The 24,419-nt window shown below is 70.7% G+C and carries 21 protein-coding genes; 12 read left to right on the plus strand and 9 right to left on the minus strand.

All coding sequences use genetic code 11. The annotated features are described in order from the left end of the window. The first annotated feature begins 63 nt into the window (after positions 1-63). The 8 genes from fabI (at position 64) to VZQ01_RS28370 (ending at position 9,036) form a co-directional block, all read left to right on the plus strand. Entirely contained in the window at positions 64-894 is an 831-nt protein-coding gene (fabI, locus tag VZQ01_RS28335) for an enoyl-ACP reductase FabI (RefSeq protein ID WP_223748416.1), read from the plus strand. 165 nt (positions 895-1,059) lie between these two features. After that, positions 1,060-1,446, plus strand: coding sequence for a response regulator (locus VZQ01_RS28340; protein ID WP_141330178.1), 387 nt, complete (start codon positions 1,060-1,062; stop codon positions 1,444-1,446). Between the two features lie 4 nt (positions 1,447-1,450). Then, entirely contained in the window at positions 1,451-2,317 is an 867-nt protein-coding gene (locus VZQ01_RS28345; protein WP_141330176.1) for a response regulator, read from the plus strand. Further along, a complete protein-coding gene (locus VZQ01_RS28350; protein ID WP_223748417.1) occupies positions 2,314-3,546 on the plus strand; it encodes a CheR family methyltransferase in 1,233 nt (410 codons plus the stop codon). Before VZQ01_RS28345 ends, VZQ01_RS28350 begins: the two co-directional genes overlap by 4 nt. After that, a complete protein-coding gene (locus tag VZQ01_RS28355) occupies positions 3,543-4,088 on the plus strand; it encodes a chemotaxis protein CheW (protein WP_141330172.1) in 546 nt (181 codons plus the stop codon). The genes VZQ01_RS28350 and VZQ01_RS28355 overlap by 4 nt, the downstream gene beginning before the upstream one ends. Further along, entirely contained in the window at positions 4,078-6,240 is a 2,163-nt protein-coding gene (locus VZQ01_RS28360) for a hybrid sensor histidine kinase/response regulator (RefSeq protein ID WP_426745210.1), read from the plus strand. Before VZQ01_RS28355 ends, VZQ01_RS28360 begins: the two co-directional genes overlap by 11 nt. After that, positions 6,237-7,307 carry a chemotaxis protein CheB gene (locus VZQ01_RS28365; protein ID WP_408889329.1) on the plus strand — a complete coding sequence of 357 codons (1,071 nt, stop codon included), beginning with the start codon at positions 6,237-6,239 and terminating at the stop codon, positions 7,305-7,307. Before VZQ01_RS28360 ends, VZQ01_RS28365 begins: the two co-directional genes overlap by 4 nt. A 112-nt stretch (positions 7,308-7,419) precedes the next feature. After that, positions 7,420-9,036, plus strand: coding sequence for a methyl-accepting chemotaxis protein (locus VZQ01_RS28370; protein ID WP_223748419.1), 1,617 nt, complete (start codon positions 7,420-7,422; stop codon positions 9,034-9,036). A gap of 85 nt (positions 9,037-9,121) precedes the next feature. On the opposite strand, the gene clpA is transcribed toward VZQ01_RS28370, so the two are convergent. The 5 genes from clpA to VZQ01_RS28395 all read right to left on the minus strand — a co-directional run bounded on the left by clpA (position 9,122) and on the right by VZQ01_RS28395 (position 14,080). After that, on the minus strand, positions 9,122-11,434 hold the full coding sequence (gene clpA / locus VZQ01_RS28375) for an ATP-dependent Clp protease ATP-binding subunit ClpA (RefSeq protein WP_267699676.1): 2,313 nt from the start codon (positions 11,432-11,434) through the stop codon (positions 9,122-9,124). Positions 11,435-11,437: 3 nt separating this feature from the next. Continuing rightward, on the minus strand, positions 11,438-11,761 hold the full coding sequence (locus VZQ01_RS28380; protein ID WP_046715870.1) for an ATP-dependent Clp protease adaptor ClpS: 324 nt from the start codon (positions 11,759-11,761) through the stop codon (positions 11,438-11,440). A gap of 43 nt (positions 11,762-11,804) precedes the next feature. Beyond that, a complete protein-coding gene (locus VZQ01_RS28385) occupies positions 11,805-12,965 on the minus strand; it encodes a GNAT family N-acetyltransferase (protein WP_223748421.1) in 1,161 nt (386 codons plus the stop codon). Between the two features lie 72 nt (positions 12,966-13,037). Then, positions 13,038-13,478, minus strand: coding sequence for a hypothetical protein (locus VZQ01_RS28390; RefSeq protein WP_223748422.1), 441 nt, complete (start codon positions 13,476-13,478; stop codon positions 13,038-13,040). A 29-nt stretch (positions 13,479-13,507) separates the two neighbouring features. Then, positions 13,508-14,080, minus strand: coding sequence for a DUF2378 family protein (locus VZQ01_RS28395; protein WP_426745211.1), 573 nt, complete (start codon positions 14,078-14,080; stop codon positions 13,508-13,510). Between the two features lie 196 nt (positions 14,081-14,276). On the opposite strand from VZQ01_RS28395, the gene VZQ01_RS28400 reads away from it, so the two are divergent. Continuing rightward, positions 14,277-14,840, plus strand: a complete 564-nt coding sequence (locus tag VZQ01_RS28400; RefSeq protein ID WP_141331543.1) for a NifU family protein — start codon at positions 14,277-14,279, stop codon at positions 14,838-14,840. A 143-nt stretch (positions 14,841-14,983) separates the two neighbouring features. Beyond that, positions 14,984-15,754, plus strand: a complete 771-nt coding sequence (locus VZQ01_RS28405) for a class I SAM-dependent methyltransferase (protein ID WP_426748999.1) — start codon at positions 14,984-14,986, stop codon at positions 15,752-15,754. Between the two features lie 321 nt (positions 15,755-16,075). On the opposite strand, the gene VZQ01_RS28410 is transcribed toward VZQ01_RS28405, so the two are convergent. Together VZQ01_RS28410 and VZQ01_RS28415 are read right to left on the minus strand one after the other, a co-directional pair. Continuing rightward, complete coding sequence (locus VZQ01_RS28410; RefSeq protein ID WP_426745212.1) at positions 16,076-17,902, minus strand: RluA family pseudouridine synthase; 1,827 nt, start codon at positions 17,900-17,902, stop codon at positions 16,076-16,078. Between the two features lie 63 nt (positions 17,903-17,965). Continuing rightward, positions 17,966-19,246 carry an APC family permease gene (locus tag VZQ01_RS28415; protein ID WP_223748425.1) on the minus strand — a complete coding sequence of 427 codons (1,281 nt, stop codon included), beginning with the start codon at positions 19,244-19,246 and terminating at the stop codon, positions 17,966-17,968. Between the two features lie 184 nt (positions 19,247-19,430). On the opposite strand from VZQ01_RS28415, the gene VZQ01_RS28420 reads away from it, so the two are divergent. Together VZQ01_RS28420 and VZQ01_RS28425 are read left to right on the plus strand one after the other, a co-directional pair. Continuing rightward, a complete protein-coding gene (locus VZQ01_RS28420; protein WP_426745213.1) occupies positions 19,431-20,963 on the plus strand; it encodes a matrixin family metalloprotease in 1,533 nt (510 codons plus the stop codon). A gap of 86 nt (positions 20,964-21,049) precedes the next feature. Further along, positions 21,050-21,958 carry a hypothetical protein gene (locus VZQ01_RS28425; protein ID WP_426745214.1) on the plus strand — a complete coding sequence of 303 codons (909 nt, stop codon included), beginning with the start codon at positions 21,050-21,052 and terminating at the stop codon, positions 21,956-21,958. A gap of 160 nt (positions 21,959-22,118) precedes the next feature. Here VZQ01_RS28425 and VZQ01_RS28430 read toward each other — a convergent pair whose 3' ends face one another. Beyond that, positions 22,119-23,306 carry a THUMP domain-containing class I SAM-dependent RNA methyltransferase gene (locus VZQ01_RS28430; protein WP_408889334.1) on the minus strand — a complete coding sequence of 396 codons (1,188 nt, stop codon included), beginning with the start codon at positions 23,304-23,306 and terminating at the stop codon, positions 22,119-22,121. Positions 23,307-23,501: 195 nt separating this feature from the next. Then, positions 23,502-24,254 (minus strand): lysophospholipid acyltransferase family protein, encoded by a 753-nt coding sequence (locus tag VZQ01_RS28435; RefSeq protein WP_141331553.1) that lies wholly within the window; start codon positions 24,252-24,254, stop codon positions 23,502-23,504. Positions 24,255-24,419: the final 165 nt, after the last annotated feature.

The raw sequence follows: 24,419 nt of genomic DNA on the forward strand, positions 1-24,419 counted from the left end.
TCGAAAGGAGTGCTAGACAGCCCGCTCCCCCAACCCCTTCTCCCTCCCAAGAGGCCGCCTCACATGCTGCTCCAGGGCAAGAAGCTGCTCATCACCGGGGTGCTCACCCCCCAGTCCCTCGCCTATGGCATCGCCGAGCACGCGCTCCAGCAGGGCGCGGACATCCTCCTGACGGGCTTCGGTCGGGCCAAGTCCCTCACCGAGCGCAGCGCCAAGCGCCTCAAGCCGGGGCTCGAGGTGCTGGAGCTGGACGTCACGAACCCCGAGCACTTCAAGGCGCTCACCGAGTCGCTCAAGCAGCGCTGGGACCGCGTGGACGGCGTGCTCCACGGCATCGCCTACGCCCCGGACGACGCCCTGGGCGGCAACTTCCTCAACACGCCCTGGGAGAGCGTCCAGACGGCGTTCCGCATCTCCGCGTTCTCCCTCAAGGAGCTCGCGGTGGCGTGCGTGCCGCTGATGCCGCCGGGCGGCTCCATCGTGACGCTGGACTTCGACAACCGCGTCGCGTGGCCCATCTACGACTGGATGGGCGTGTGCAAGGCCGCGCTGGAGTCCACCGTCCGCTACCTGGCCAGGGACCTGGGCCCCAAGGGCATCCGGGTCAACGCGCTGGCGGCGGGTCCCTTGTCCACCATGGCCGCCAAGGGCATCCCGGGCTTCAAGGCGCTGGAGGCGGGGTGGGGTACCCAGGCCCCACTGGGCTGGAGCGCCAAGGACAGCCACGACATGGTGTCCAGGACGGCGTGTGCCCTGCTGTCGGACTGGCTGCCCTCCACCACGGGCGAAATGATCCACGTGGACGGTGGTTATCACGCCGTGGGTGCGCCACCGGTGCCCCCGGAGTCCGTGGCGGGCGCCCAGCCCGCAGGCACCAAGCCTCCGAGCGAGTAGGCGCCACCCGCTCCCGGCGTCGAGGTCATCCGACACCTGCCCGCCCGCCGTGAATGCGGACAGGTCCCCCCGCTTTCTCCCGTGAGAGCGCTCACGGTAGAGTCCTCCCACGTTTCGCAGGGGACGGCCGCATTGGCCCAACCCCTGCGCAGGAGCCGTGGCACCGTGAGCACCAACAGCACCAACATCTTGCTGGTGGACGACAGCCCGACCGTTCGGAACATCGTCAAGATCTACCTCATGAACCTCAAGGTAGGGACGGTGGAGGCGGAAGATGCATCTCGTGCGCTGCAACTCCTCAAACTCGTCCCGGTGAATCTGGTCATCGCGGACATCAACATGCCCGGGATGGACGGCATCACCTTCGTCAAGGAGGTCCGGGCCAGCAAGAACGCGCAGCTGCGCACCGTGCCCATCCTGCTGCTGACGGCGGAGAAGGACGTGGCCCTGCGCCAGCGGGGCACGGAGGCGGGCGCCAACGCGTTCATCCAGAAGCCGGTCTCCCACCACGAGCTGACGGAGACCGTCCGTCAGTTCTTGACCAAGGCTTGATGCCGTGAGCCTGCCGTCCCTGCTGCTCGTCGACGACAGCGACGCCATCCTGGCGCTCGAGCGCGCCATCCTCTCCGGCCACTACACCATCCACACCGCGAGCAACGGCCGCGAGGCGCTGGAGAAGGTCTCCCGCCTCAGGCCCGCCGCGGTGCTGCTGGACCTGTCGATGCCGGAGATGGACGGCGACGAGGTCCTCCAGCGGATGAAGGCGGACCCGGCCACGTCGGACATCCCGGTCATCATCATCTCCTCGGAGAAGTCGCGCGCGGAGGCGTGTCTGGGGTTGGGCGCGGAGACGTTCCTGGCCAAGCCCTTCCGCGCGGATGAGCTCTTGCACGCGGTGGGGGAGGCGCTGGCCAACTCGCGCCGCCGCGCGCGCACCGGCTCGCTCCTGGTGTTGCGGGTGACGGTGGGCACGCTGGAGTTCGCGGTGCCGCTGGACGCGGTGCGCGAGGTGCTCCTGCATCCGGCGACGCGGCCGTTGCCCACGGCGCCCTCGTACCTGCGCGAATACGTGGAGGTGCGCGGCGAGGCGCTGTGCGTGCTGGACGTGGCGCGCCGCCTGAGCGTGGAGCACTCGCTGCCGCGCGTGGAGCGGATGCTGGTGGTCATCCAGGTGGACGGGGTGGCGCTGGCGCTCGCGGTGGACACGGTGAAGGACCCGGAGGAGTACGCGGCGGCGGACATCGACCGGCGCGAGCGCGTGGGCGGCACGGACCATGGTCCGCTGCGCGAGGGGCTCATCGGGATGTTGCGCGCCGGGGGGCACCTATTGCCCATCCTGGACCCGCGGGTGTTCGTGGCGCGGGGCCTGTTGCAGGACCTGCCCAAGATGGTGGAGGCCGCGGAGGCCAGGCGGAGCGCATGAGCGCAGAGCTCGACCCGCGGCTTCTGACCCGAGCGCGGGAAGTGGTGTCCTCCATCACCGGCTTCCGCGACGACGCCATCGCCTCCGAGGCCATGGAGCGCGTGGTGCGCCAGGAACTCGCGCGCGGACGCTCGTCGGCGGACCTCCTGGGGGAGATGCTCTTCCCCCAGTCGCCCCTGTCCGGGACGCTGGTGCGCGCGGCGCTGGTGGGGGAGACGTACTTCTTCCGGCAGCCCGAGCACTTCCGCTTCATCTCTCAGGTGGGCGTGCCGGCGGCGCTGCGCAAGGGCGCGCTCGCGCTGCGCGGCTGGAGCGCGGGCTGCGCCACGGGCGAGGAGGCCTACTCGCTGGCGGCGGCGCTGCTGGCGTCGGTGCCGCATGGCTTCCCGGTGGAGGTGCTGGGCACGGACCTGCACGAGGCGAGCCTGGAGACGGCGCGGCGCGCGTCCTACGGCACCTGGTCCCGGCGCGAGTCGGCGCCGCGGCTGTTCCCGCTCTACCTGGACGCGCCGGAGCGGCAGGTCACCATCCTCCCCGTGGTGCGCCGCATCACCACCTTCGCGCAGGGGAACCTGCTGGCGCCCTTGCCCGAGCGCTTCGGCCGCTTCGACTTCATCCTCTGCCGCAACGTGCTCACGTACTTCTCCCCGGCCGCGCGCGAGCAGGCCATCTCGCTCTTGACGCGGGCGCTCAACCCGGGCGGCTTCCTGTTCCTGGGCGCCGTGGAGGCGGACCGGGTGCCGCCCGGCATGGTGCGCGAGGGCCCGCCGGAGCTGCAGACCTTCCGCATGCTGGCGCCCGGTGAGCTGACCACGCCCGCGCCCGCGCCGCGCCCGGTGGAGCGCGCCGAGCCGCCCGCGCCGTTGTTCCGCAAGCCCAAGGCCACGCCCGTGCCGGTGGTGCCCGCGCGGGTGACGCCGCCGCCCCCGCCGTCCCGGCTGCACCTGGAGGCGCTGGAGCGCATCGAGGAGGGCGACGTGGAGGGCGCGGCGGCGGTGCTGGAGTCGCTGGTGCGTCAGGCTCCCGACTACCTGCCGGGGCTGCTCGAGCTCGCGCTGCTTCGGGAGCGCACCGGGGCGCGCGAGGCGGCGGTGCCGCTGATGCGCGCGCTGCGGGTTCGCGCGGAGCGGCTGGCGCCGGACCACCTCGTGGACGGGCCCGAGGCCCTGCCGGCGCGGTTCTATCAGGCGTCCGCTGACGCCTACCTCAATCAAGGGGCCCTCGAATGAAAATCCTTCCCAGAAGCATGGAGGAGGCCCAGGAGCAGGAGGCCGTCGAGCTGCTCGAGCGGCGCGCCTCGCGTCTGCGCGAGCAGGCCGAGACGACGGTGGAGGAGGCGGTCCACTGGATTGCCGAGTTCCCGCTGGGCGAGGAGCGCTACGCGCTGTCGCTGGAGATGCTGCGCGCGGCGCTGCCCCTGCGGATGGTGACGCCGGTGCCGCTGTCCTCGCCGCATGTCGTGGGTGTGCTGCGCTTCCAGGGCCAGGTGCTCTCCGCGCTGAGCCTCGCGTCCATGCTGGGCGGGCACGGCTGGCGGCAGGATCCGGCGGTGCTGCTGGTGGTGGACCGCGGCGACGGCGAGCTGTGCGCGCTGGACTGCGAGGCCATTCCGCGCCCCACCACGCTGCCGGCGAGCGCGGTGGAGGCCGCGCGCGTGCGGGCCGAGGGGCCGGTGATGGAGGTCTTCACCCAGGACCGGCAGCTCATCCACCTCATCGACCTCAAGCGCCTGTTCACCACCCGCTCGACGGGAGGACGCAATGCCCGTTGACCCGATGCTGCAGGGACTCGTCACGGGGTTCGCCGTCGAGGCCCAGGAGGTCATCCAGAAGGTCACCATGGACCTGCTGGAGCTGGAGCGCGAGGGCCTGGACTCGGGCGCGCTCGCGAAGCTCTACGTCCGGCTGGGCCGGCACCTGCACACCCTCAAGGGCAGCGCGTCCAGCCTGGGGCTGCAGGACCTGGGCGACATCGCGCACAAGCTGGAGGACGCGCTCGCGCCGCTGAAGGCCACCACGCAGAAGATGCCCCGGTCCGTGGTGGACGTGCTGCTGCACGGCCTGGACCTGTTCATGCTGCGCGCCCAGGCGCACGCGGATGGACGCGGGGACTCGCTGCCGGACCCGGCCGCCGCGCTGGCGCAGTTGGTGGCGGACGGCCCCGCGCCGGAGTCGGTGGGCGCGCAGGCGGCCCCGGGCCCGAACGGCGCCGCGGAGCCGGAGCCGAACAGCGCCTCGGAGGAGGCCGGGGCGTCGGAGCTGTCGGCGCAGCTGGACCCGCAGGCGGAGTCCGCGGACACGGGCTGGCGCGTCAGCGTGCGGCAGGTGACGGCGCTGATGCGCGAGGTGGAGCGGCTGCGCGAGGTGCGCCTGCGCGTGGAGGAGCGCGGCCGCGAGCTGGACCGCGTGGTGACGGTGCTGGCCAAGCAGGGCCTGCTGGCGGAGACGGCCGAGGCGCGCACGCTGCTGTCCGGCACGTCGCGCTCGCTGCGCACCGATGGCGAGGAGACGAGCGACATCGTCGACGCGCTGGAGGAGGGCCTCAAAGCCATCACCACGCGCCCGGTGCGCACCATCCTGGACCCGCTGCAGCGCATGGTGCGTGACTTGTCGCGCCAGCTGGGCAAGGAGGCGCGGCTGTCGGTGGTGGGCTCGGAGCTGTCCTTGGACCGGCGCCTCCTGGAGAAGCTCCAGGGCGCGCTGGTGCACCTGCTCCGCAACGCCGTGGACCACGGCCTGGAGCTTCCGTCCGAGCGCGAGAAGGCGGGCAAGCACCACGAGGGCGCGCTCACGCTGCGCGTGGAGCAGCAGGGCAACCTGCTCTTCCTCGAGTGCGCGGACGACGGCTCGGGCATCGACGTGACGCGGGTGCGCAAGGTGGCCGAGTCGCGCGGCGTCATCGCCTCCGACGAGGCGGAGCGGCTCAACGAGAACCAGCTGCGCGACCTCATCTTCCGGCCGGGCTTCAGCACGCGCTCGGACGTGACGGACACGTCGGGCCGGGGCGTGGGCCTGGACGCAGTGCGCGCGTCGGTGGAGGGCCTGCAGGGCCGCATCGAGGTGAACAGCACGCCGGGCCAGGGCACGCGGTTCGTGATGACGCTGCCGGTGGACCTGGGCAGCTCGCCCGTGTTGGTGGTGCGCGCGCTGGAGCAGCTGGTGGGCCTGCCGATGCTCGCGGTGGAGGCCACGCAGCTGGCGCGCGCGGACTCGCTGCGGCTGGGCAAGCGCAAGGCGCATCTGGAGTACCAGGGGCAGTTGCTGCCGGTGGTGGACCTGGGCGCCAGGCTGGGCCTGCGCGCGCTGGCGCCGCCCGCGGAAGGCCAGCCACTGCTCATCGTGCAGAGCGGAGGCAAGCGCGTGGCCCTGGGCGTGGACGCGGTGGTGGGGGACCGGGACCTGGTCATCCGGCCGCTGCCCTCCGAGGTCCGCGACGTGCCGGCGTGGCAGGGCGCGGCGACGCTGAGCCGCGGTGAGCTGCTCCTCATCTGCCGGCCGGACTGGCTGGTGACGGAGTCGGGCCAGACGCAGGTGACGGCGCAGCGCCGGGCGCTGGTGGTGGACGACTCGCTCACCGCGCGCGCGCTGCACCGGGCCATGCTGGAGGCGGGCGGCTTCAGCGTGCACCTGGCGGCCAGCGGCGCCCGCGCGCTGGACCGGCTGGCGACGGACACCTACGACGTCGTCATCTGCGATCTGGACATGGAGGAGATGGACGGCACCCAGCTCATCGCCCGCCTGCGGGAGAAGCGGGAGACGGCGTCGCTGCCGGTCATCCTCGTCTCCGCGCATGACAGCGCGGCGGCGCGGGAGCGGGGCCTGGCGGCGGGCGCGGATGGCTACCTGAGCAAGCGCGAGTGCGCCGCGGGCCGCCTGCTCGCCGAGGTGCTCGACGTCATGAGCCGCAGGGGAGCGCGCGCGTGAACAACCGACGCCCCATCCGGGTGCTCGTGGTGGACGACTCGCCCACCATGGCGAACACACTGACGGCCCTGCTCACCGAGGACCCTCGCATCGAGGTCGTCGGTCGCGCCGGGGACGGCAACCGCGCCGTGCAACTGGCGCGCCTGCTGCGCCCGGACGTCATCACCATGGACCTGCTCTTGCCGGGCCTGGACGGCCCCAGCGCGATCACCGCCATCATGTCCCAGGCCCCCGCGCGGGTGCTGGTGGTGAGCGCGGTGGCCGAGCAGCGCGGCGTGGACCTGGGCTTCCAGGCGATGAGCGCCGGCGCGCTGGAGCTCATCGGCAAGCCCAACGTCACCAACGTGGAGGAGCTGCGCCGGTGGGGCCGGGACCTGGCCCACTCGGTGTGTCTGATGGCGGAGGTGCCGGTCATCTCCCGGCGCCAGCGCGCCAACGTGGTGACGCCGCCGCCCATCGGCGCGCGCGTGGACGTCTTCGGCGTGGTGGCCTCCACCGGTGGCCCGCCCGCGCTGGCGGAGCTGCTCTCCAAGCTGCCCAAGGATTTGCCCGTCCCGCTGCTCATCGCGCAGCACATCACCGTGGGCTTCACGCAGGGCATGGTGCGCTGGCTGTCGCAGGTGACGCCGCTGACGGTGGACGTGGCGCGGGACGGCGAGCGGCTGGAGCCCGGCCGCGTGTACTTCCCGCTGGACGGGCACGACCTGCTGGTGGACCCGGCGGGGCTGGCGCGGCTGCAGCGCAGCAAGGGCGGTCCGTGCCCCAACGGGGACGTGCTGCTGTCGTCGCTCGCGGCGTCGTTCGGCCGGCGCAGCGGCGGGGTGGTGCTCACCGGCATGGGCGAGGACGGCGCGCGCGGGCTGCTCGCCATCCGCAAGGCCGGTGGTGTCACCTTCTCCCAGGACGAGGCCACCTCCGTGGTCTACGGCATGCCCCGCGCGGCGCTGGAGATCCACGCCACGGACCAGGGCGTGCCCCTGGCCTCGGTGCCGGAGCTCATCCTCCAGAGCTGCATCCCCCACAACTTCCGGGCCGGTGGGCGCGGAGAGGGTGGGGTGGGACGATGAGCCCGTCAGTGCCCCCTGTTCGTCGCGGGCCGCTTGCTGGTAGTCCCGAGTCGTTTGTATTCACCCCGCGCCCTCGCGGGTGTCGTCCCGACGTCTTCCGGGTGGTGATGCCGTGAGCACCGAACAGACCTCGTTCACCACGCAGCTCGGCCAGCAGTTCCGTCAGTCGCTCGGACTGGCGCCGAAGCTCGTCCTCGTCACCACGCTCGTCAGCGCGACGGTGGCCGCCATCCTCACCGGTATCGCCACGCGGCGGCTGGAGGCGGACCTCGTCTCCAGCCACATGGGCGAGGGCCAGCTGCTCGCCCGCAGCCTCGCGGTGGCCGCGGAGCAGGGCGCGAAGATGGGCCTCACCACGCTCCAGCCCCTGCTGGACGTCTCGCGCACCAGCGAGGACGTCGCCTACGTCTTCGTCTCGGACGCGGGCGGCAACGTGGTGGCGCACAGCCTGACGGGCGCCTTCCCCGAAGCGCTGAAGGCGTCCGCGGTGGCGCAGGGCGAGGTGAGTGAGGAGAACGGCTGGGGCGAGGTGCTCGAGTTCGAGACCGAGGGCCGCACGCTGCACGCCTCGAACGTGGCGGCGCCCGTGGCCGGTGGCCGGCTGGGCACGGTGCACGTGGGCATCTCCCGCGACCACATCGACGACCTGGTGTCCGCGCTGCGCTGGCGGATGATGGGCTTCGCGCTGTTGCTGGTGGCGCTGGGCGTGGCGGTGGCGGCGGCCTTCGGGCGCAGCATCGTGCGCCCCATGCGCGAGCTGACGGAGGTCGCCGGCCACATCGTCGAGTCCGGTGACCTGACGCGCCCCATCCACGCCAAGAGCGGCGACGAGGTGGGCCGGCTGGCCAACTCCTTCGCGCAGATGGTGGCCCGGCTGCGCGAGGTGACGCTCAACCTCCAGCAGGCCGCGCAGGCGCTGACGCAGTCCACCGAGCACCTCAACACGTCCTCCACGGACCAGGCGCAGACCATCTCCCGGCAGGCCGCCGCGCTCCAGGAGACGCAGGTCACCGCGCAGGAAATCAAGCAGACCTCCATGCTCGCCGCGCAGAAGGCGGAGAGCGTGCTGTCGGTGGCCGAGCGCGCGGACGCGCTGGCCCGCGCGGGCGAGGCCTCCATCGAGCAGACGATGGCGGGCCTCAACGACATCCGCGTCCAGGTGGGTGAGATTGCCCAGAAGATTCTCGAGCTGGGCGAGCGCACGCAGCAGATTGGCGGCATCACCCAGACGGTGAAGGACCTGGCCGACCAGTCCAACATGCTCGCGCTCAACGCGGCGATTGAATCGGTGCGCTCGGGCGAGCACGGCAAGGGCTTCGGCGTGGTGGCGCGCGAGATTCGCGCGCTGGCGGACCAGTCCATCCAGGCGACGACGCGGGTGCGGGAGCTGCTCGACGACATCGCCAACTCGGTGACGGCCGCGGTGCGAATCACCGAGCGCGGCGCCGAGCGCATGGAGGCGGGCCTGGCCCAGGTGCGCACCAGCGGGCAGAACCTGCGCGAGCTGTCCTCCATCGTCCAGGACAACGCCGCCGCCGTCCGTCAGATTGCCGCCGCGGTGTCCCAGCAGAACGTGGGCATCAACCAAATCACCCTGGCGGTGAACGACCTCTCCAAGATGATGGACGAGACGGTGGCCCGCATCGGCTCCACCGGCGAGGCCGCCACCACGCTGCAAATCATCTCCGAGCAGCTCTCCAGCGCGGTGAAGATCTACCGCGTCGAGTAGCGCGGCTGCTGGAAACGTCAGAGGCCCCGACTCCCACGGTGGGAATCGGGGCCTCGTTCGTTTCGAGGGCCTTGCTCGCGTGGCGCTACGCCGGCACGGGCTCGGCGGGGGCGGCGGTCGTCTGGAGGTCCAGCTTGTCGCCGCCCTTGTCCACGTCGTAGCGGGCGGTGCCGCCGTTCTTCAGCTCACCGAAGAGCAGCGCCTCGGCGAGGGGCTTCTTGAGCGAGTTGTCCACGAGGCGGGCCATGGGCCGGGCACCGAAGGCCGGGTCATACCCACGCTCGGCCAGCCACGCGCGCGCGGCGGGCGTCAGCTCCAGCTTCACCTTGCGCTCCTCGAGCATCTTCTGGAGGAGGCGGACCTCCTTGTCCACGACCTTGAGGATGATTTCCGGCGGCAGGCCGGAGAACAGGATCCACCCGTCCAGCCGGTTGCGGAACTCCGGCGTGAAGGTGCGCTCAATCGCCTTCTTCGCGCGCGTCGCGTCCGCGGGCTTCGCCAGGTCGCCGAAGCCGATGGACTTGGTGCTCATCTCCTGGGCACCCGCGTTGGTGGTGAGGATGAGGACGATGTTGCGGAAGTCGGCCTTGCGGCCGTTGTTGTCCGTCAGCGTCGCGTGGTCCATCACCTGGAGCAGGATGTTGAAGAGGTCCGGGTGGGCCTTCTCGATTTCATCCAGCACCACCACGGCGTACGGGTGCTTGCGCACCGCGTCCGTGAGCAGGCCGCCCTGGTCGAAGCCGACGTAGCCCGGCGGCGCGCCGATGAGCCGGCTCACCGTGTGCTTCTCCGAGTACTCGCTCATGTCGTAGCGCAGGAACTCCACGCCCAACGTCTGCGCCAGCTGCTTGGCCAGCTCCGTCTTGCCCACGCCCGTGGGGCCCGAGAAGAGGAACGAGCCGATGGGCTTCTCCGGCGCGCGCAGCCCCGAGCGCGCCAGCTTGATGGCGCTGACCAGGTCCTTGATGGCCCCGTCCTGCCCGAAGATGACCGCCTGCAGCTCCTTCTCCAGGTTCTGGAGCTGGACGCCCTCGCTCGCGGACACGCTCTTGGCGGGAATCTTCGCCATCTTGGCGACGACGGCCTCCACGTCCGCGCCGGTGACGGTGTTGGTGCGCGCACCTTCCGGCTTGAGCTTCTCCGCCGCGCCCGTCTCGTCGATGACGTCGATGGCCTTGTCCGGCAGGAACCGGTCGTTGATGTGCTTGGCCGCCAGCTCCGCCGCCGCGCGAATCGCCTCGGGCGTGTACTTCACGCCGTGGTGTTCCTCGTAGCGGCTCTTGAGCCCCTCCAGGATGAGGACGGTGTCCTCGACGGAGGGCTCGGCGACTTCAATCTTCTGGAAGCGCCGCGACAGCGCGCGGTCCTTCTCGAAGGAGGACTTGAACTCCTGATACGTCGTCGAGCCGATGCAGCGCAGCTTCCCGCTGGCGAGCGCCGGCTTGAGGATGTTGGACGCATCCATGGAGCCGCCGCTGGTGGCGCCCGCGCCGACAATCGTGTGGATCTCGTCGATGAAGAGGATGGCCTCCGGCTGCTCCTGGAGCGCCTTGAGCACGCCCTTGAGCCGCTCCTCGAACTGACCGCGGAACTTGGTGCCCGCGAGCAGGGAGCCCATGTCCAGCGAGTAGACGATGGCGTTCTTCAAGGGCTCGGGGACGCGGCCCTCGTGGATGTAGAGCGCCAGGCCCTCGGCGATGGCCGTCTTGCCCACGCCCGCCTCACCCACGTAGAGCGGGTTGTTCTTGCGGCGGCGGCAGAGCACCTGGATGGTGCGCTCCAGCTCCTTGTCGCGGCCGATGAGCGGGTCGATGCGCCCCTCCTTGGCCTCGATGTTGAGCTGCGTGGTGTACGTCTCCAGCGGGCTCTTGCGCGGCGACTCGCCCTCCTCGTCGTCGTCCCCCGCGGGCGCGTGCCCGTTGCTGGCGCCGCCCTCCTCGCCCTCGCCCGCCTCATCCTTGGAGATGCCGTGGGAGATGTAGTTGAGCAAATCCAACCGGGTGACGCCCTCCTGCTGGAGCAGGTAGAGCGCGTGGCTCTCCTCCTCGCGGAAGAGGGCCACCAGCACGTCGCCGCCGTCGATGAGCTTCTGCTCGGCGGACAGGGCGTGCATGGCGGCGCGGTGGAGCACCCGCTCCACGCCGATGGTCTGCTGGGGGTCGGCCTCCGCGTCCTCGGGCAGCCGTTCGACCGTCTCCTCCAGGAAGGAGACGAGCCTCTCTTGGAGGCGCTTGACGTTGGCCCCACACGCCTTGAGGACCTCGCGGGTGCGCGAGTCCTTGGTGAGCGCCAGGAGCAGGTGCTCCAGCGTCAGGTACTCGTGGCCCATCTTCCGCGCCTCCTCCAGGGCGGTGCGGAAGCTGGCCTGCAATTCTTTGGCAATCAGCGGTCCTGCCACGGTTCAACCTTCCTCGGGTTCCATGGACAACCGCAGCGGGAACCCATTGTCCTGGGCCGCGGCCTCCACCGTCTTGAGCTTCGTCTCGGCGACCTCGAACGTATAGACGCCGGCCACTCCGACTCCGTTGTAATGGACGTGCAGCATGATCTGCACGGCATCCGACTCCGACTTGTGGAAGACCTCCTTGAGGACGGCCACCACGAACTCACGCGTCGTGTAGTTGTCGTTGTGCAGAAGCACCTTGTAGAGGGTCGGCTTCTTGAGCTTCTGCTTGGGGGCGGTCTCCGTGGCGACGGAGCCGTCGTTGTCATGCTTCTGCGCCATATTCCTGTCCGACTCCCTCTGATGACCTGGGAAGCGCGCCGTTTCAGGCCACTCCCTTGAAACCTGTCTCCGCCCGCCACTGCGGCAGTCCGCCCTGGACGGCTGCCCGCTCGTGCTCCAGGAAGCCGCGCACCGCCCGGTCCAGCCCCGGGTGGAGCAAGAGGTGGGCACTGTACGTGAGGCGCGGCTCGAAGCCCCGCGTGAGCTTGTGCTCGCCGCCCGCGCCCGGCTCGAAGCGTGTCAGCCCCTGGGCGATGGCCTCGGCCACCGGGTGGTAGAGGCACACGTTGAAGTGCAGGAAGGGGTGCTCCTCGAAACACCCCCAATAACGCCCGTACAGGACCTGGGGCGCCCTGAAGTTGAACGCGCCCGCCACCAGCCGGCCTTCCCGCCGGGCCTCCACCAGCTCGCAGCGGTGACGGAAGCCGGAGAGCATCCGCGCGAAGAAGTCGCGGGTGAGCAGGCGCGCGCCCCACGGATACTTGTCCACCGTGGAGGCGTACAGCCGGTGGAGCGTGTCCACGTCCACCTCGCACAGCGCGTCGCCGCGCAGCGTCTTCAGCTCGAGGCCCTGCTCGGCGGGCGCGCGCAGCTCCCGGCGCACCTGGTTGCGGCGCTTGGAGTGGAAGCGGGCGAGGAAGTCCTCCATCGTCCTGTAGCCGGCGTTGTCCCACTGGTACTGCACGCCCAGCCGCAGCGCGTAGCCCTGGGCCTCCAGCGTTGGCAGCTCCTCCTGGGTGGGGAACAGGACGTGGACGCCGGAGAGCTGCTCGGCGCGCGCGAACTCCAGCGCGCCCTGGTACAGCTCCGCCTCGCGTGCGGCGCGGTCCTCGCCGGGGGCCACCAGGACGCGCCGGCCGGTGGCGGGCGTGAAGGGCACGGTGAGCACCAGCTTCGGGTAGTAGCGCAGGCCCGCGCGCTCGGAGGCGGTGGCCCACGGCGCGTCGAAGATGAACTCGCCCTGGCTGTCGTCCTTGAGATAGGCGGGCGCGGCGGCCACCAATCGGGAGCCGCGCCACAACGTCAGGTGGCGGGGGTGCCAGCCGCGCTCGGGCACCGCGCTGCCGCTGTCCTCGAGCGCCGCGAGGAACGTCCACTCCAGGAAGGGCAGGGCCGCCTCGTCCACGAGCCCGTCCCAGAGGGAGGCGGGGACCTCGTGGATGGAGGGCAGGATGCGCAGGGTGGTGGGCAGCGGGGTGGACATCGGCGGCGCACGGTGGAGCGTGGGGCCAGCCTATAACGACGCGGGGCCCCTCATGCCACGGCCGGCCGGCCCCTACTTGCCGCGTGTCAATTCGGCGGCAAGGAAGCGGCCCGCCTCGGCCATGCCCTCGTCGCCCCGTCGACGTCCCTCCTCGGTCTCCATCACCCGGCGGGCCGCGTCGCTGGCGGTGCCCGCCTCCAGGTCCGTCAGCACCAGGAAGGCGCTCCAGGCGGGCGTCACCTCCGCCACGCGGCCCGGGCGCAGCGGGCGCTCCGACAACGTACCGGCGACCTTCTCCAACAGCCCGTCATCCGTGAGCCGCTTCGTCTTGCCGCGCATCGCGGTCCACGCCGCGTCCAGCAGCGCCGCGAGCATCCGCCCGGACATCGCGGACGTCAGCCGCTGCGCGGCCTCCTCCTCGTCGAGTCGGTGCGCCTGGGCGTAGGTGGGCACCAGCTTCGCGACCACGACGGCGCGGGTGGCGAGGTGGGCGAGTCGGGGAGGGTAGGACATGAACTCTCCTGGGCCCGTGCGGGCCCGGGTTACCAGCGGACGAGCAGACGGTAGCCCTCGACGTTGCGCTCCTCCACGGTGATTCGCGGCTGGGCGTTGGCCAGCTCCATCATCCGCTCCAGGCCGCCGGCCATCAGGTCCGGGCGGTTGTAGCGGTCCGTGAACACGATGCGCCGGCCCCGCTCACCCACGGGCGTCTGGGTGACGTCGATGTCCGTGCGCCCCATCAGCGCCAGGTAGCGCGGGATGCGCTCCGCCGCGCGCGCGGGGCCAATCATGGGCAGGGCCACCGCCGCCACCCGGCCGACCAGCGTGGAGGCGAAGCCGTCCACCAGCGTGCGGCCCAACCGACGGTAGGCCTCCTCGTCCGTCAGCGCGCCGAAGACCTCCCGCCTCGCCAGCAGCACCGCGCGCTGGAAGACCTCCACCGGATAGTCCACCTCCGGCCGCTTGATGTCGTAGCCCAGCGCCTCCAACTCCTCCACCAGCCGCCCGGAGACCTTCAGCCCCCGGACGAACAACCCCTCCAGCACGCTCGCGGGGATGCGTGGAGCCGCGGGCGCGGTTGACTCGACGGAGCGACGCAGCGGACTCGAGGCCATGTACGGCTCACCGGGGTGCAGAGGTCCTCCCACCATAGATTGTTTCAGGTTCCGCCGCGAATTCCGGCTGTTCTTTTATTCCCGGTTGAGAAGGCGAGGGACCTGGTGGGAGGGGCCCGAGCGGACGTTTGATTCCCCGAGGGTCGGGTTGCTATGGGGCCCCGAGCGCCTTAGAGGAGTGGCCGAGGAGAACTGCATGTCGGTGAACATCCAGCTTGAGTGGACCCCCAACCCCAGCACGCTGAAGTACGTGGTGGATCGGCGCCTGTTGGCGGGTGGCGCGGTGAGTATCACGAATCGTGAGGACGCCCAGGCGAAGTCGCCGCTGGCGCACAAGCTGATGGACGTGCGCGGGGTGACGGCGGTGATGATCGGCTCGAACTTCGTGACGGTGACGAAGGGCGAGGACGGTGAGTGGGACGAGCTGAACGACCAGGTGATGGAGACCCTGGACACGCACCTGACGGCGAACGAGCCGGTGGTGGACGAGGCGGCGGTGGCGGCGGCGCGTCAGGTGTCCTCGGAGGGGGGGGGCTCGGTGGAGTCGCGCATCCGCGAGGTGCTGGACGCGGAGATTCGTCCCGCGGTGGCGATGGACGGCGGTGACATCACGCTGGACCGCTTCGAGGACGGCATCGTGTACCTGCACATGAAGGGCTCGTGCGCGGGGTGTCCGTCGTCGACGGCGACGTTGAAGATGGGCATCGAGGGGCGTCTGCGGGAGATCATCCCCGAGGTGCTCGAAGTGGTGTCCGTCTGAGGCGCAACGTCAAGGCGTCGCAGGTCCGGCGGGAGCTCCTGCCGGACCAGTCGAAGGCGCTGTTGCGCGAGCTGCACCTGCTCACGCGCGAGGGGCACCTCAACGCGGACGCGCTGCGCAAGCTCAAGCAGGTCAACCACCTGATGGGGCTGATGCGTCCGGCGGTGGAGGACGTGAAGGCTCGCCATCCGGAGTCCGCGGTGTTCGTGGACGCGGGCAGCGGCAATGCGTACCTGGGGTTCGTGCTCTACGAGCTGTTCCTGAAGGACGCGGCCGGGGGCACGCTGTTGTCGGTGGAGGGGCGGCCGGAGCTGACGGAGCGCGCGAAGGGGCGCGCGGAGCGGCTGGGCTTCTCTCGGATGACCTTCCAGACGGCGCACATCGACCAGGCGGCGTATCCGGAGCGCATCCACCTGCTGATGGCGCTGCACGCGTGTGACACGGCCACGGACGACGCGCTCATCGCGGCGATTCGTCACGGGGCGGACCACGTGGCGGTGGTGCCGTGCTGTCAGGCCGAGGTGGCGGCGCAGCTCAAGGAGCAGCGGGCGGCGGGGAAGGGGAGCATGGGGCTGTTGTATGCGCACCCGTGGCACCGTCGCGAGTTCGGCTCGCATCTGACGAACGTGGTCCGCGCGCTGACGTTGGAGGCGTTCGGGTACCAGGTGACGGTGACGGAGCTGACGGGGTGGGAGCACTCGTTGAAGAACGAGCTCATCCTCGGGCGGCGCGTGCACCGGGACAATCGCCGGGCGCGGGTGCAGTTGGAGCGGCTGCTGGCGGAGACGGGGGTGAACCCGAAGCTGACGCGGGAGCTGGGCGTGAAGCCCGCGGCGTCGGGTGCGACGGAGCTGCCCGCGGAGCCCGTGGCGGAGGCTCCCGTCGAGGAGGCTCCGGTGCCGTCCGAGGGTTGATGCGCCGAGGCCGCGAGTGCTGCTCGCGGCGTTGGCCTCGCGATGAGCTGAGGCGTCCGAAAGGCGAGGCCGTCGGGCGCCGCTCGCGGTGTTGGCCCGCGATGCGTTGAGCCAAGGAGTCCGAAAAGCGAGGCCGTCGGGCGCCGCGCGCGGTGTTGGCCCGCGATGCGTTGAGCCAAGGAGTCCGAAAAGCGAGGCCATCGGGCACCGCTCCTGCGGCGGAGACACCGAGGCCGCGAGTGCTGCTCGGCGCGCTGGGGCGTAGTCATCTCGGCGAGCGAGGAGCGAGGAGCGCTCGGTGTCGGTGATGCGCCGCCTTGGTCAGAAGGGCGCGGGGCAGTCGAAAGTCACGCGCTCACCGGTCCCTGGATGCAGGAGGGTGAGTGACTCCGCGTGGAGCATGAGCCGCTCGCCGTCGCGGCCGTAGAGCCGGTCGCCGACGATGGGTGCGCCGAGGCCGAGCGGATGCGCGGCGTGGACGCGGAGTTGGTGCGTCCTGCCCGTGAGTGGGAAGAGGGCCACGCGCGTCCGACCGCCGCGACGCTCCAGCACACGCCACTCCGTCACGGCGGGCTTGCCGTGGATGGGGTCGTGAATCTGTCGGGGCCTGTCGTCGAGGTCGACGCGCATCGGGAAGTCGATGCGACCCTCTTCCCCGGTGACGATGCCGTCGACCCAGGCCACGTAGCGCTTGTGCACCTCGCGGTGGACGAACTGGCGTTGCAGCGCCGAGTGCGTGCGCGCATCGAGCGCGGCGACGAGCAGCCCGGAGGTGTCCAGGTCCAGCCGGTGCACGAGCAGGGGACCGGTGGCGTCGGGATGGCGTGCCCGCAGTCGCGTGAGGACCGAGTCGCTCAGCGAGGCCTCGCGCCCGGGAACGGAGAGCAGCCCATGGGGCTTGGCGACGACCACGAGCCAGCGGTCCTCGAACAGGATGCTCAGTGCGCCTGGAGTGGTGGACGGAGGCGTGAAGGTCCGTGGTGGCGCGACGTGGAGTCCCTCCAGCATGAAGGGCAACAGGGGGCCGCACTTGTCGCGACAGGCCGCGTAGTACGCGCCGGTGACTCGTCCTCCGGAGGGAGGCGGCGCGCCCCACCAGAACTCCGCGAGCGCGACGGGACGCAGCCCGTGAGCCCGTGCATATGCGAGCAGCTTGGGCGCGGCGCAGTCGGCGGCGCCGGAGGGCGGCTGGGCTCGCTCGTAGAGGCCGCGCAGGAGGCGGCGCTCTCCACGCGCATTGGTGATGACGTAGGTGTCATGGATGCGCCGCATGACGGCACGGCTCACCATGTGGCGCAGACGGTCTAGTGCGCGAAGCCGACGCTCCAGACGCAGCAGCTTCGGCTCGAGGCTGCTTCGCTCTGAAGCATGGGTGGCCTCCAGTCGTCGTCGCTCGGCCTTGTCGCCACGGCTCTCCTGGTCGAGCGCGTGAAGACTGGTGCGCAGCGCCGCTGCCTGGGTGGCAGCCTCCGGAGTGGCACCCTCGCCATGACTCTCGGCCGGGCGCGAGGCGGGTGACTCCACCGTTCCACCCGGACGATCCACCCATGCCGGCGCGGCTCCATCGTCACGGCTTGATGCGCTGGGCACCTGTTGTGGACGCTTCGAGGATGCCCCGGTCAGCTCCGCCCTGCGTGCATGCCGCTGCTTTCGTCGGACCTCGTGCCGCTCACGCAGCGCCGCGAGCTCCGCCGCGTGTCTCGCGGATTGCTCCGCATGTGCTGCCCGCAGGGTCAGCAGCTCGGGAGAGGCCCGCATGGTCTCCGCGCGGGCGAGGAGCGCCTTCACGGTGGCCTCGCCCTGGGGCTCAAGGCTCGCTCGCGCCGCACGGTCGAACAGCGGAGGCACATACCCCTCCACGTCCCAGTGTCCAGCGAGCATCCCCGAGAAGGCCCGGAGGAACCCCAGACGCCCATCGGACAGGCGCACCACCAGGACGCCGAACATCTTCCCGCCCTCGCGGCCCTCCAGCGGCGGCGTGGGGACGCCCGGAGCCACCCACCCCTCACGAAGCTCGCGCTGCAACACCTCCGCTGCCTGCCTCGCCAGCGGCGAGGGGCCCAGCTCATCGAACGGGCTCGGCAGGCCGCCCCCGTCGAGAGGCGCCTCCCATCCTGGGTCGAGCAGGGTGATGCGCGCGTCGTCCACGTCGCCACCGCTAACACGAAACCCAGGCCCACGGGGAACGGGCCTGGGCACCCGGCGACGGACCTACTCGAGCGCGACCTTCTCCTCCGCGGGCCGCCGCTGGAAGCGATACAGCACGAAGCCGACCCCGAGCGCGATGGCCCCCGCGATGAGGTTCTTCTTCTCCGCGCTCAGCGCGAACACGACACACAGCGACGCCGCCGCGATGGGAATCACCGGCCCGCCGGGGATGCGGAACGCGTTGGCCGGCTGCTGGAGCTTGCGGCGCAGCACCGGGACGGCCACCGCCGTGCCGAAGTACGTGGCCAGCCGGGCCACCACGGACAACGTGGCGAGCACCTCGAACGAGCCCGAGAACGCCAACGGCAACGCGATGCCCGTCTGCACCAGGATGGCCGCCGTGGGCGTGCGGAAGCGCGGGTGCAGCGTGGCGAGCACCGCGGGCCCGAAGCCATCCCGCGCGAGCGCATACAGATACCGAGGCCCCGCGAGCACCGTGTTGCTGTTGGTGCCCAGGATGGACAGCGCGCCGCCCACCGTCATCATCAGGCCGCCCCAGCCCCCGAGGAACCTCGCGGCGGCATCGGCCAGCGGCGTCTTCGCGTCCACCACCCCGGGCAACGTCCCCAGCGCCACCCACTGCACCGCGGTGTAGATGAGCGTGACGACGCCAATCTGCACGATGAGCGCGAAGGGCACGTCGCGGCGCGGGTTCTTGAACTCCCCCGCGGGCGCGGCCGTGTTCTCGAAGCCCGCATACGCGAACAGGAGCAGCAGCACCGCGGCGCCCAGGCTGCCGGTGCTCTTGGGCTCCACGGAGGTCGCCAGCGGCGCCGACACGAAGAAGATGCCCACGCCGATGAAGACCAGCAGCGGCACCGTCTTGGTGATGGCCAGGAAGACCGCGGTGCGAGCGCCGCTCTTCACCCCGACGACGTTGATGGCCGTGAGCGCGAGCAGCGGAATCGCGATGGCCAGGCTCTGACCGAAGCCCGCATTGGCGCCGGGCCACAGGTAGCCGAGCGCCCGGGAGAAGCCGACCGACAGCGAGGCCACCGAGGCGACGCGGGCCAGCCACGTCATCCACCCGACCTGGAAGCCCACCAGCTCGCCGAAGGCCTCGCGCGTGTAGAGGTACGCGCTGCCGGGCTTGTCGAAGTAGCTGGCGGCCTCCGCGAAGCAGAGCACGAGCAGCAGCACGGCCAGCCCGGCGAGCACCACGGCGCCGGTGCTCGCGGAGCCCAGGTTCGCCGCGGCCGCCGCGGGCAGCAGGTACACCCCGCTGCCGATGACGTCATTGATGGAGAAGCCCACCAGCTCCCAGCGGGAGACGGCGCGCCGCATGCCAACGTCTTGGGGACTCGAATCGCTTCCAGTCGTCATGGTGGGGTGGGGCGCCCGGGGGTGCTGACAGGGTGGGAGCAGGAAGCATACGTGCGTCGCCGCCTGTTTCGTCGAGTCCTTGGCGAAGGTCTCGCGGACTGCCCGTTCACGCGTTGCTGCACGACTCGAACACGAGGGGGAAAGAATGTCCTCGAATTGGTGGGGCGCAGTGCTTGCGGGTGTCGTGGTGTTGTCCTCCACGTCAGCCCGCGCGGATGTCCGTATCTACAATCAGGATGCCGAAGTTCCCATCTGGGTGAACTGGGACAGCTTCGAGGCGCAAGGGATTCCGGCCAGTTGGCGTGACCCCTTCATGTCCTGTCTCTACAACGCCATCGTGAAGTGGCGCACCATCGGCGCCTTCCGACTCAAGCCCGCCGTCTATGGCTACACGACGCGCACGGTGGCGTCGTCGGGCGAAATCATCGTGCAGATGAACGAGAAGCACGGCGATGGCTCCCGGGTGGCCTCCACCTTCGGGACGGGCAGCGCCATCACCATCATCTTCCACCGCAAGAGCTCCAACGGGACGCCCTGGACCTTCACGCCGCACCGCAACACCACGGGCGCCATCGACATGCAGGGCGTGGCCATCCACGAGTTCGGGCATGCGTTCGGCCTGGACCACGAGGACGGAATCACCACGGCGGTGATGTTCCCCTCGGTGCATGCGGGCATGCGCCACGGCCCGACGACGAAGGACTACACGGACGTGCGCGCGCTCTACGGTGCGCGGGACTACGACCGTGTCTACATGAAGCGCTCCACGGACAACGGCGTCTCCTGGAGTGCGTTCACCACGAACCTCTCCGGCATCGGCGTGACGACGTCCATCGACCCGACGGCGCTGCGGGACACCAGCCAGACGGTGTTCTTCTACACGGGCGCGGGGAAGAACCCGCAGTGGATTCGCGGCAACTCGGACGGCTCCGCCTATGACACCAGCAAGTGGTTCGTCTTCGGCGGCGAGCGCAGCATCTACGGCACCACCGGCCATGGCTGGAACAATGACTACATCATGGCGTGGGTGGACCCGCTCAACGACGCCATGCAGATCCGCATGGTCAAGTCCACCGACGGAGGCGTCAGCTGGTTCGGCGTGGGCAACGTCGCCGGCGCCACCACCATCGGCACGCCGGCGGTGCACAAGCTGACCGACACCGTGTGGATTCTCGCGTACGCGAAGCTCGACCGCGCCAATCCCAACAATGACGGTCAGGTGGTGACGCGCGTCTCCACCAACGGCGGCTGGAACTGGGGGCCGGAGGTCGTGGTGCCGGTGCCTGCCTACTACCGGGCGCTCGCGGGGGTCTCCATCACCAGCTCCGGCAACAGCTTCATCCGGATCGGGTTCAGCTGGTCCGATGACATCCTGCACTCGAAGTACCTCGTGCGGACGCTGAAGCTGCACTGGGACGGGGCGGGCCTGGTCTACGACGGGATGCTGTACGGCACGGATGAGACGCGCACCCAGCCGTCGCTGGCGAAGAGCCTCAGTGGCATGCATCAGGCCGTCCGGGGCACCAACTTCGCGGGGGTGCTGTACTCGCGGACGTCGCCGAACGATGGCTCCGCGTGGGGCACGGCGGGGCCGGAGATTGCGCCGGGCTCGCTCGTCACGCCCTCGTTGTCCGCGCACAGGGACTACAGCTTCGTCTTCGCGCACTACCTGCAGTGAGTTCCTCCGGAGCGCCCCATCCCGTCTCCGCCTGGGGCGGGGTGGGGGCATGGTTCCTTCGTCGTGCGAAGCGAGGAGTGATTGACATGCATGGGACCACGCTCACGCGGCTTGGGCTGATGGTGCTGTTCGCGGTTTCGGTGTCGGCGAGGGCTTCGTCCTCCATGGGGCCGATTCCGCCCGAGGACATCGTGCGGCAGGGCACGTCGGTGGTGGTGGGCCGCTTCCTGGAGGGGGCGTCGGTCCACTGGCGCGAGCTGGGCGGACAGTTCGACGACCAGGGACGCCCCATCACGGTGCGCGAGGTGTACACGCTGCGCGACTTCGAGGTCCTCGAGGTCGTCGATGGCGCGCCACCGCCGGCGCGGCTGCGCATCCTGACCGTGGGCGGCACGGTGGAGGGGATTCACACGCCGGAGAGCTTCAACGCGCCGCCGCCTGGAGTCGCGGTGGGGTTGGCGTTGCTGCCCGTGGAGGGGCAGGGCGAGACCTTCCTCATCGTGCACGTCCGCTCGTTCGAGGCGGACTCGCCCGCGAAGCTCGCGTCGTTCAGGGGCTTCGTGCGTGAGGCCCGCAAGCCCGTTCCGGAGTCGCCCGAGGACGCGCTGGCTCGTGACCTCGAGCGGCAGCAGCCCCCGCCTCCGGACCCGGCGCTGCAGGTGACGGACGAAGCGACAGGGCCCAAGGTGCCAGAGGAGCCTCCCGTCGAGGAGGCGGGGCCCGGGACCCGAGCGGCGCCTGAAGAAGCTCGCGGGACGCCGGATGTCGTTGCTCCGCGGGGCGCGCCCACGGCCGCCCAGGACAGGGCACCATCGGAGCGAGAAGTGGATGCCGGGTCAGCGCGTCAGGCGCCCCCTTCTCCCGCGGAGGCCGCGACGAAGGCCGTCGAGGATTCGGACACCTCGGCGATTCATGTTGGCTGGGTGGGCTCACTCTTCGCCATCGTCGTCGCGGTGGCCATCGTCGCCCGGGTGACCTTTCGTCGCCGCGATTGAGCCGAGGTGCCGAACCTCCGTGGTGGCTCGCGGAGTTGAAGACCGCGTCACGGGTCGAGACCGTTGCTCCAGGCGGCAGGGGTGCGAGGCTGTCGATGGACGGAGCGCTGGCGGCGCTCTCCGCGAGGGCCACACTTCCCGGGGACACGTGCGTGGTTGTTCAGCGGCGCGGCGAGAGTGCCTCCGTGAGGAGCAGCTTGCAGCGCAGGCCGCCGTTGCGCACGGGCAGGCTCCGGGCCTCCGGCAGGTTCAGCGCCTTCACGAGCCCCGTGTCCTCGGGCACCAGCAGCGCGGCACGCCAGCCCGTGAAGCCCTTGCGTAGCGTCTCGCCCATCGCCCGATAGAGCCCGGGCAGGTCCTCGCCCTCGCCCACGCGCTTGCCGTAGGGCGGGTTCGCCACCAACAGCCCGGGGCCTCCGGGGGGAGCCGTCAGCGTCTTCACGTCCTTGCGCTCCAGCGCGAGCGTCACGCCCGCGCGGCGCGCGTTCCTTCGGGCGGTTCCCAGCGAGCCCGCGTTGATGTCGAAGCCGTGCAGAGCCCCCCGTGGCGCGGCCAGCGCTTCCGACTCCGCCCGCGCCTTGCGCTCCGCCCAGCCATTCGCATCGAAGCCCGGAAACGATTCGAACGCGAAGCCATGCATCAAGCCTGGCGCTCGCTTCATCGACATCCACGCGCCTTCCACCAGGAAGGTCCCCGAGCCGCACATCGGGTCCACGAGCGGCTCCGCGCCGTCGTAGCCCGCCAGCGTCAGGATGCCCGCCGCGAGCGTCTCCCGCAGGGGCGCGCGGCTGATCTCCTGTCGATAGCCGCGGCGATGCAGCGGCTCGCCGCTGGTGTCGGCGCTCACCGTGAAGACATCGCCCTCCACGCGCACGAGCAACGTGAGCCCGGGACCGCCCTCCTCGTCGAGCGGCCCCGCGCGGGCCACCGACTCCACGCCCCACGCCTCCGCCGCCGCGTCCATCACCACGTCCGCGCCCGGGACTCCCGAGCGCTTCAGCGTCACCGACATCCGAGGTGGCGAGCGACGGTCCCAGATGCGCGACAGCTCCAGTCCGCGCAGGCCCCGGACCAGCACATCCTCGTCGTTCGCCCGGAAGACGCCCAGTCGCAGCAGCACACGGCTGGCGGTGCGCAGGCGCAGGTTCGCCTCCTGATGCAGCCCGGTGGGCCCCTCCAGCTCCACACCGCCCTCGGCGCGGCGAGGCTTCCATCCGAGCGCGGCGCACTCCGACTCCAGCGCGGGCTCCAGTCCAGGAAGGGTGGAGACATAGACATGCTCGGAGGCGCGGGCGTTCGTCACGGGAGGCCCATTGTCCGTGCTCCCGTGCGGACCGCAACGACTCATTGCGGCCTCGCTCCCCGAGGCCGAGCGCTTCGTGGCGAACCGAAGTGACTGAGCGCGGGTTCGCCCGAGGGCACCCTCCGTGGCGGGGGCATCACTCGCGCCTCGCGTCCTCCACGCCAAGGCGCGGGATGCGGGCCCGCGGTCCTGCCCGTGGAGCTCCCGTGCAGGGCTCCACGGGCCCCGACACGCAAGCCCTCACGGGGCTGGCGCGGAGGGCGGCTCGTGCAGCCGTGTCACGGACAGCGGAGTCGGGGGATTCGCATAGACGCCCTGGTACTCGGGAGGCAGCAGCCGCGCCACCCGGCGCATCATCGCGTCCGCCAGCGCCTGCCTCGCGTCCTCCGCGCCGACGGTCTCGGGCTCCAGGTCCTCCATGCGGAACGCCGGCCCCACCCGCACACGGACCTGCGCGTGGTACAGCCGCTCACCCCCCATGTCCGAGTCGTTGATGGGCATCAGCTTCTCGGTCCCCATCAGCGCCACCGGCACCACGGGCACCCCCGCGCGCTTCGCGATGAGCGCCACGCCCTTCTTCGCCTGGAGCAGCTCGTGGGTCCGGCTCCGCGCGCCCTCGGGGAAGATGAGCACCGAGCTGCCGCCCTTGAGCGTCTCCACCGCGCGCCGCATCGCCTCGATGTCCGGCGAGTTGGGCTTGATGGCAATCGTCTCCATCACCTCCGAGGCCAGCCGCGTCATCACCGTGCCCTGCAGCTTCACGCCCGCCAGGAACACCAGCTTCCGGGGACGGAAGGCGCGGTCCAGCGTGAATCCGTCCGCGTTCGACAGGTGGTTGCAGATGTAGAGACAGGGCACGTCCGGGAGGTTGCCGCGGCCCTCCACCACCTCGTCGGCCAGGGCATCCCACACCCCGTCCATCAGGGTACGCACCACGTGGCGCCGGACTCCCTCCGGCAGCCGTGCCATCAGCGAAAAGAGAATGCGGAGCACGCGTCGGTCGCCTCCACCTCGGGACGGCTTGAGAGCATGGACAAGTCGGCGCCCAGGCGTCCGACCTCTTTCACCCATCCTTCAGCCCCACCACTGGCCACCAGAAGATGTAGTCCCAGCCGCCTTACCGGTCAGCGCCCACGCCGCGCCAGCCCCCTGCCCGCA

Origin of the sequence: Myxococcus faecalis, from assembly GCF_050039385.1 — a bacterium.
GTDB lineage: Bacteria > Myxococcota > Myxococcia > Myxococcales > Myxococcaceae > Myxococcus > Myxococcus fulvus.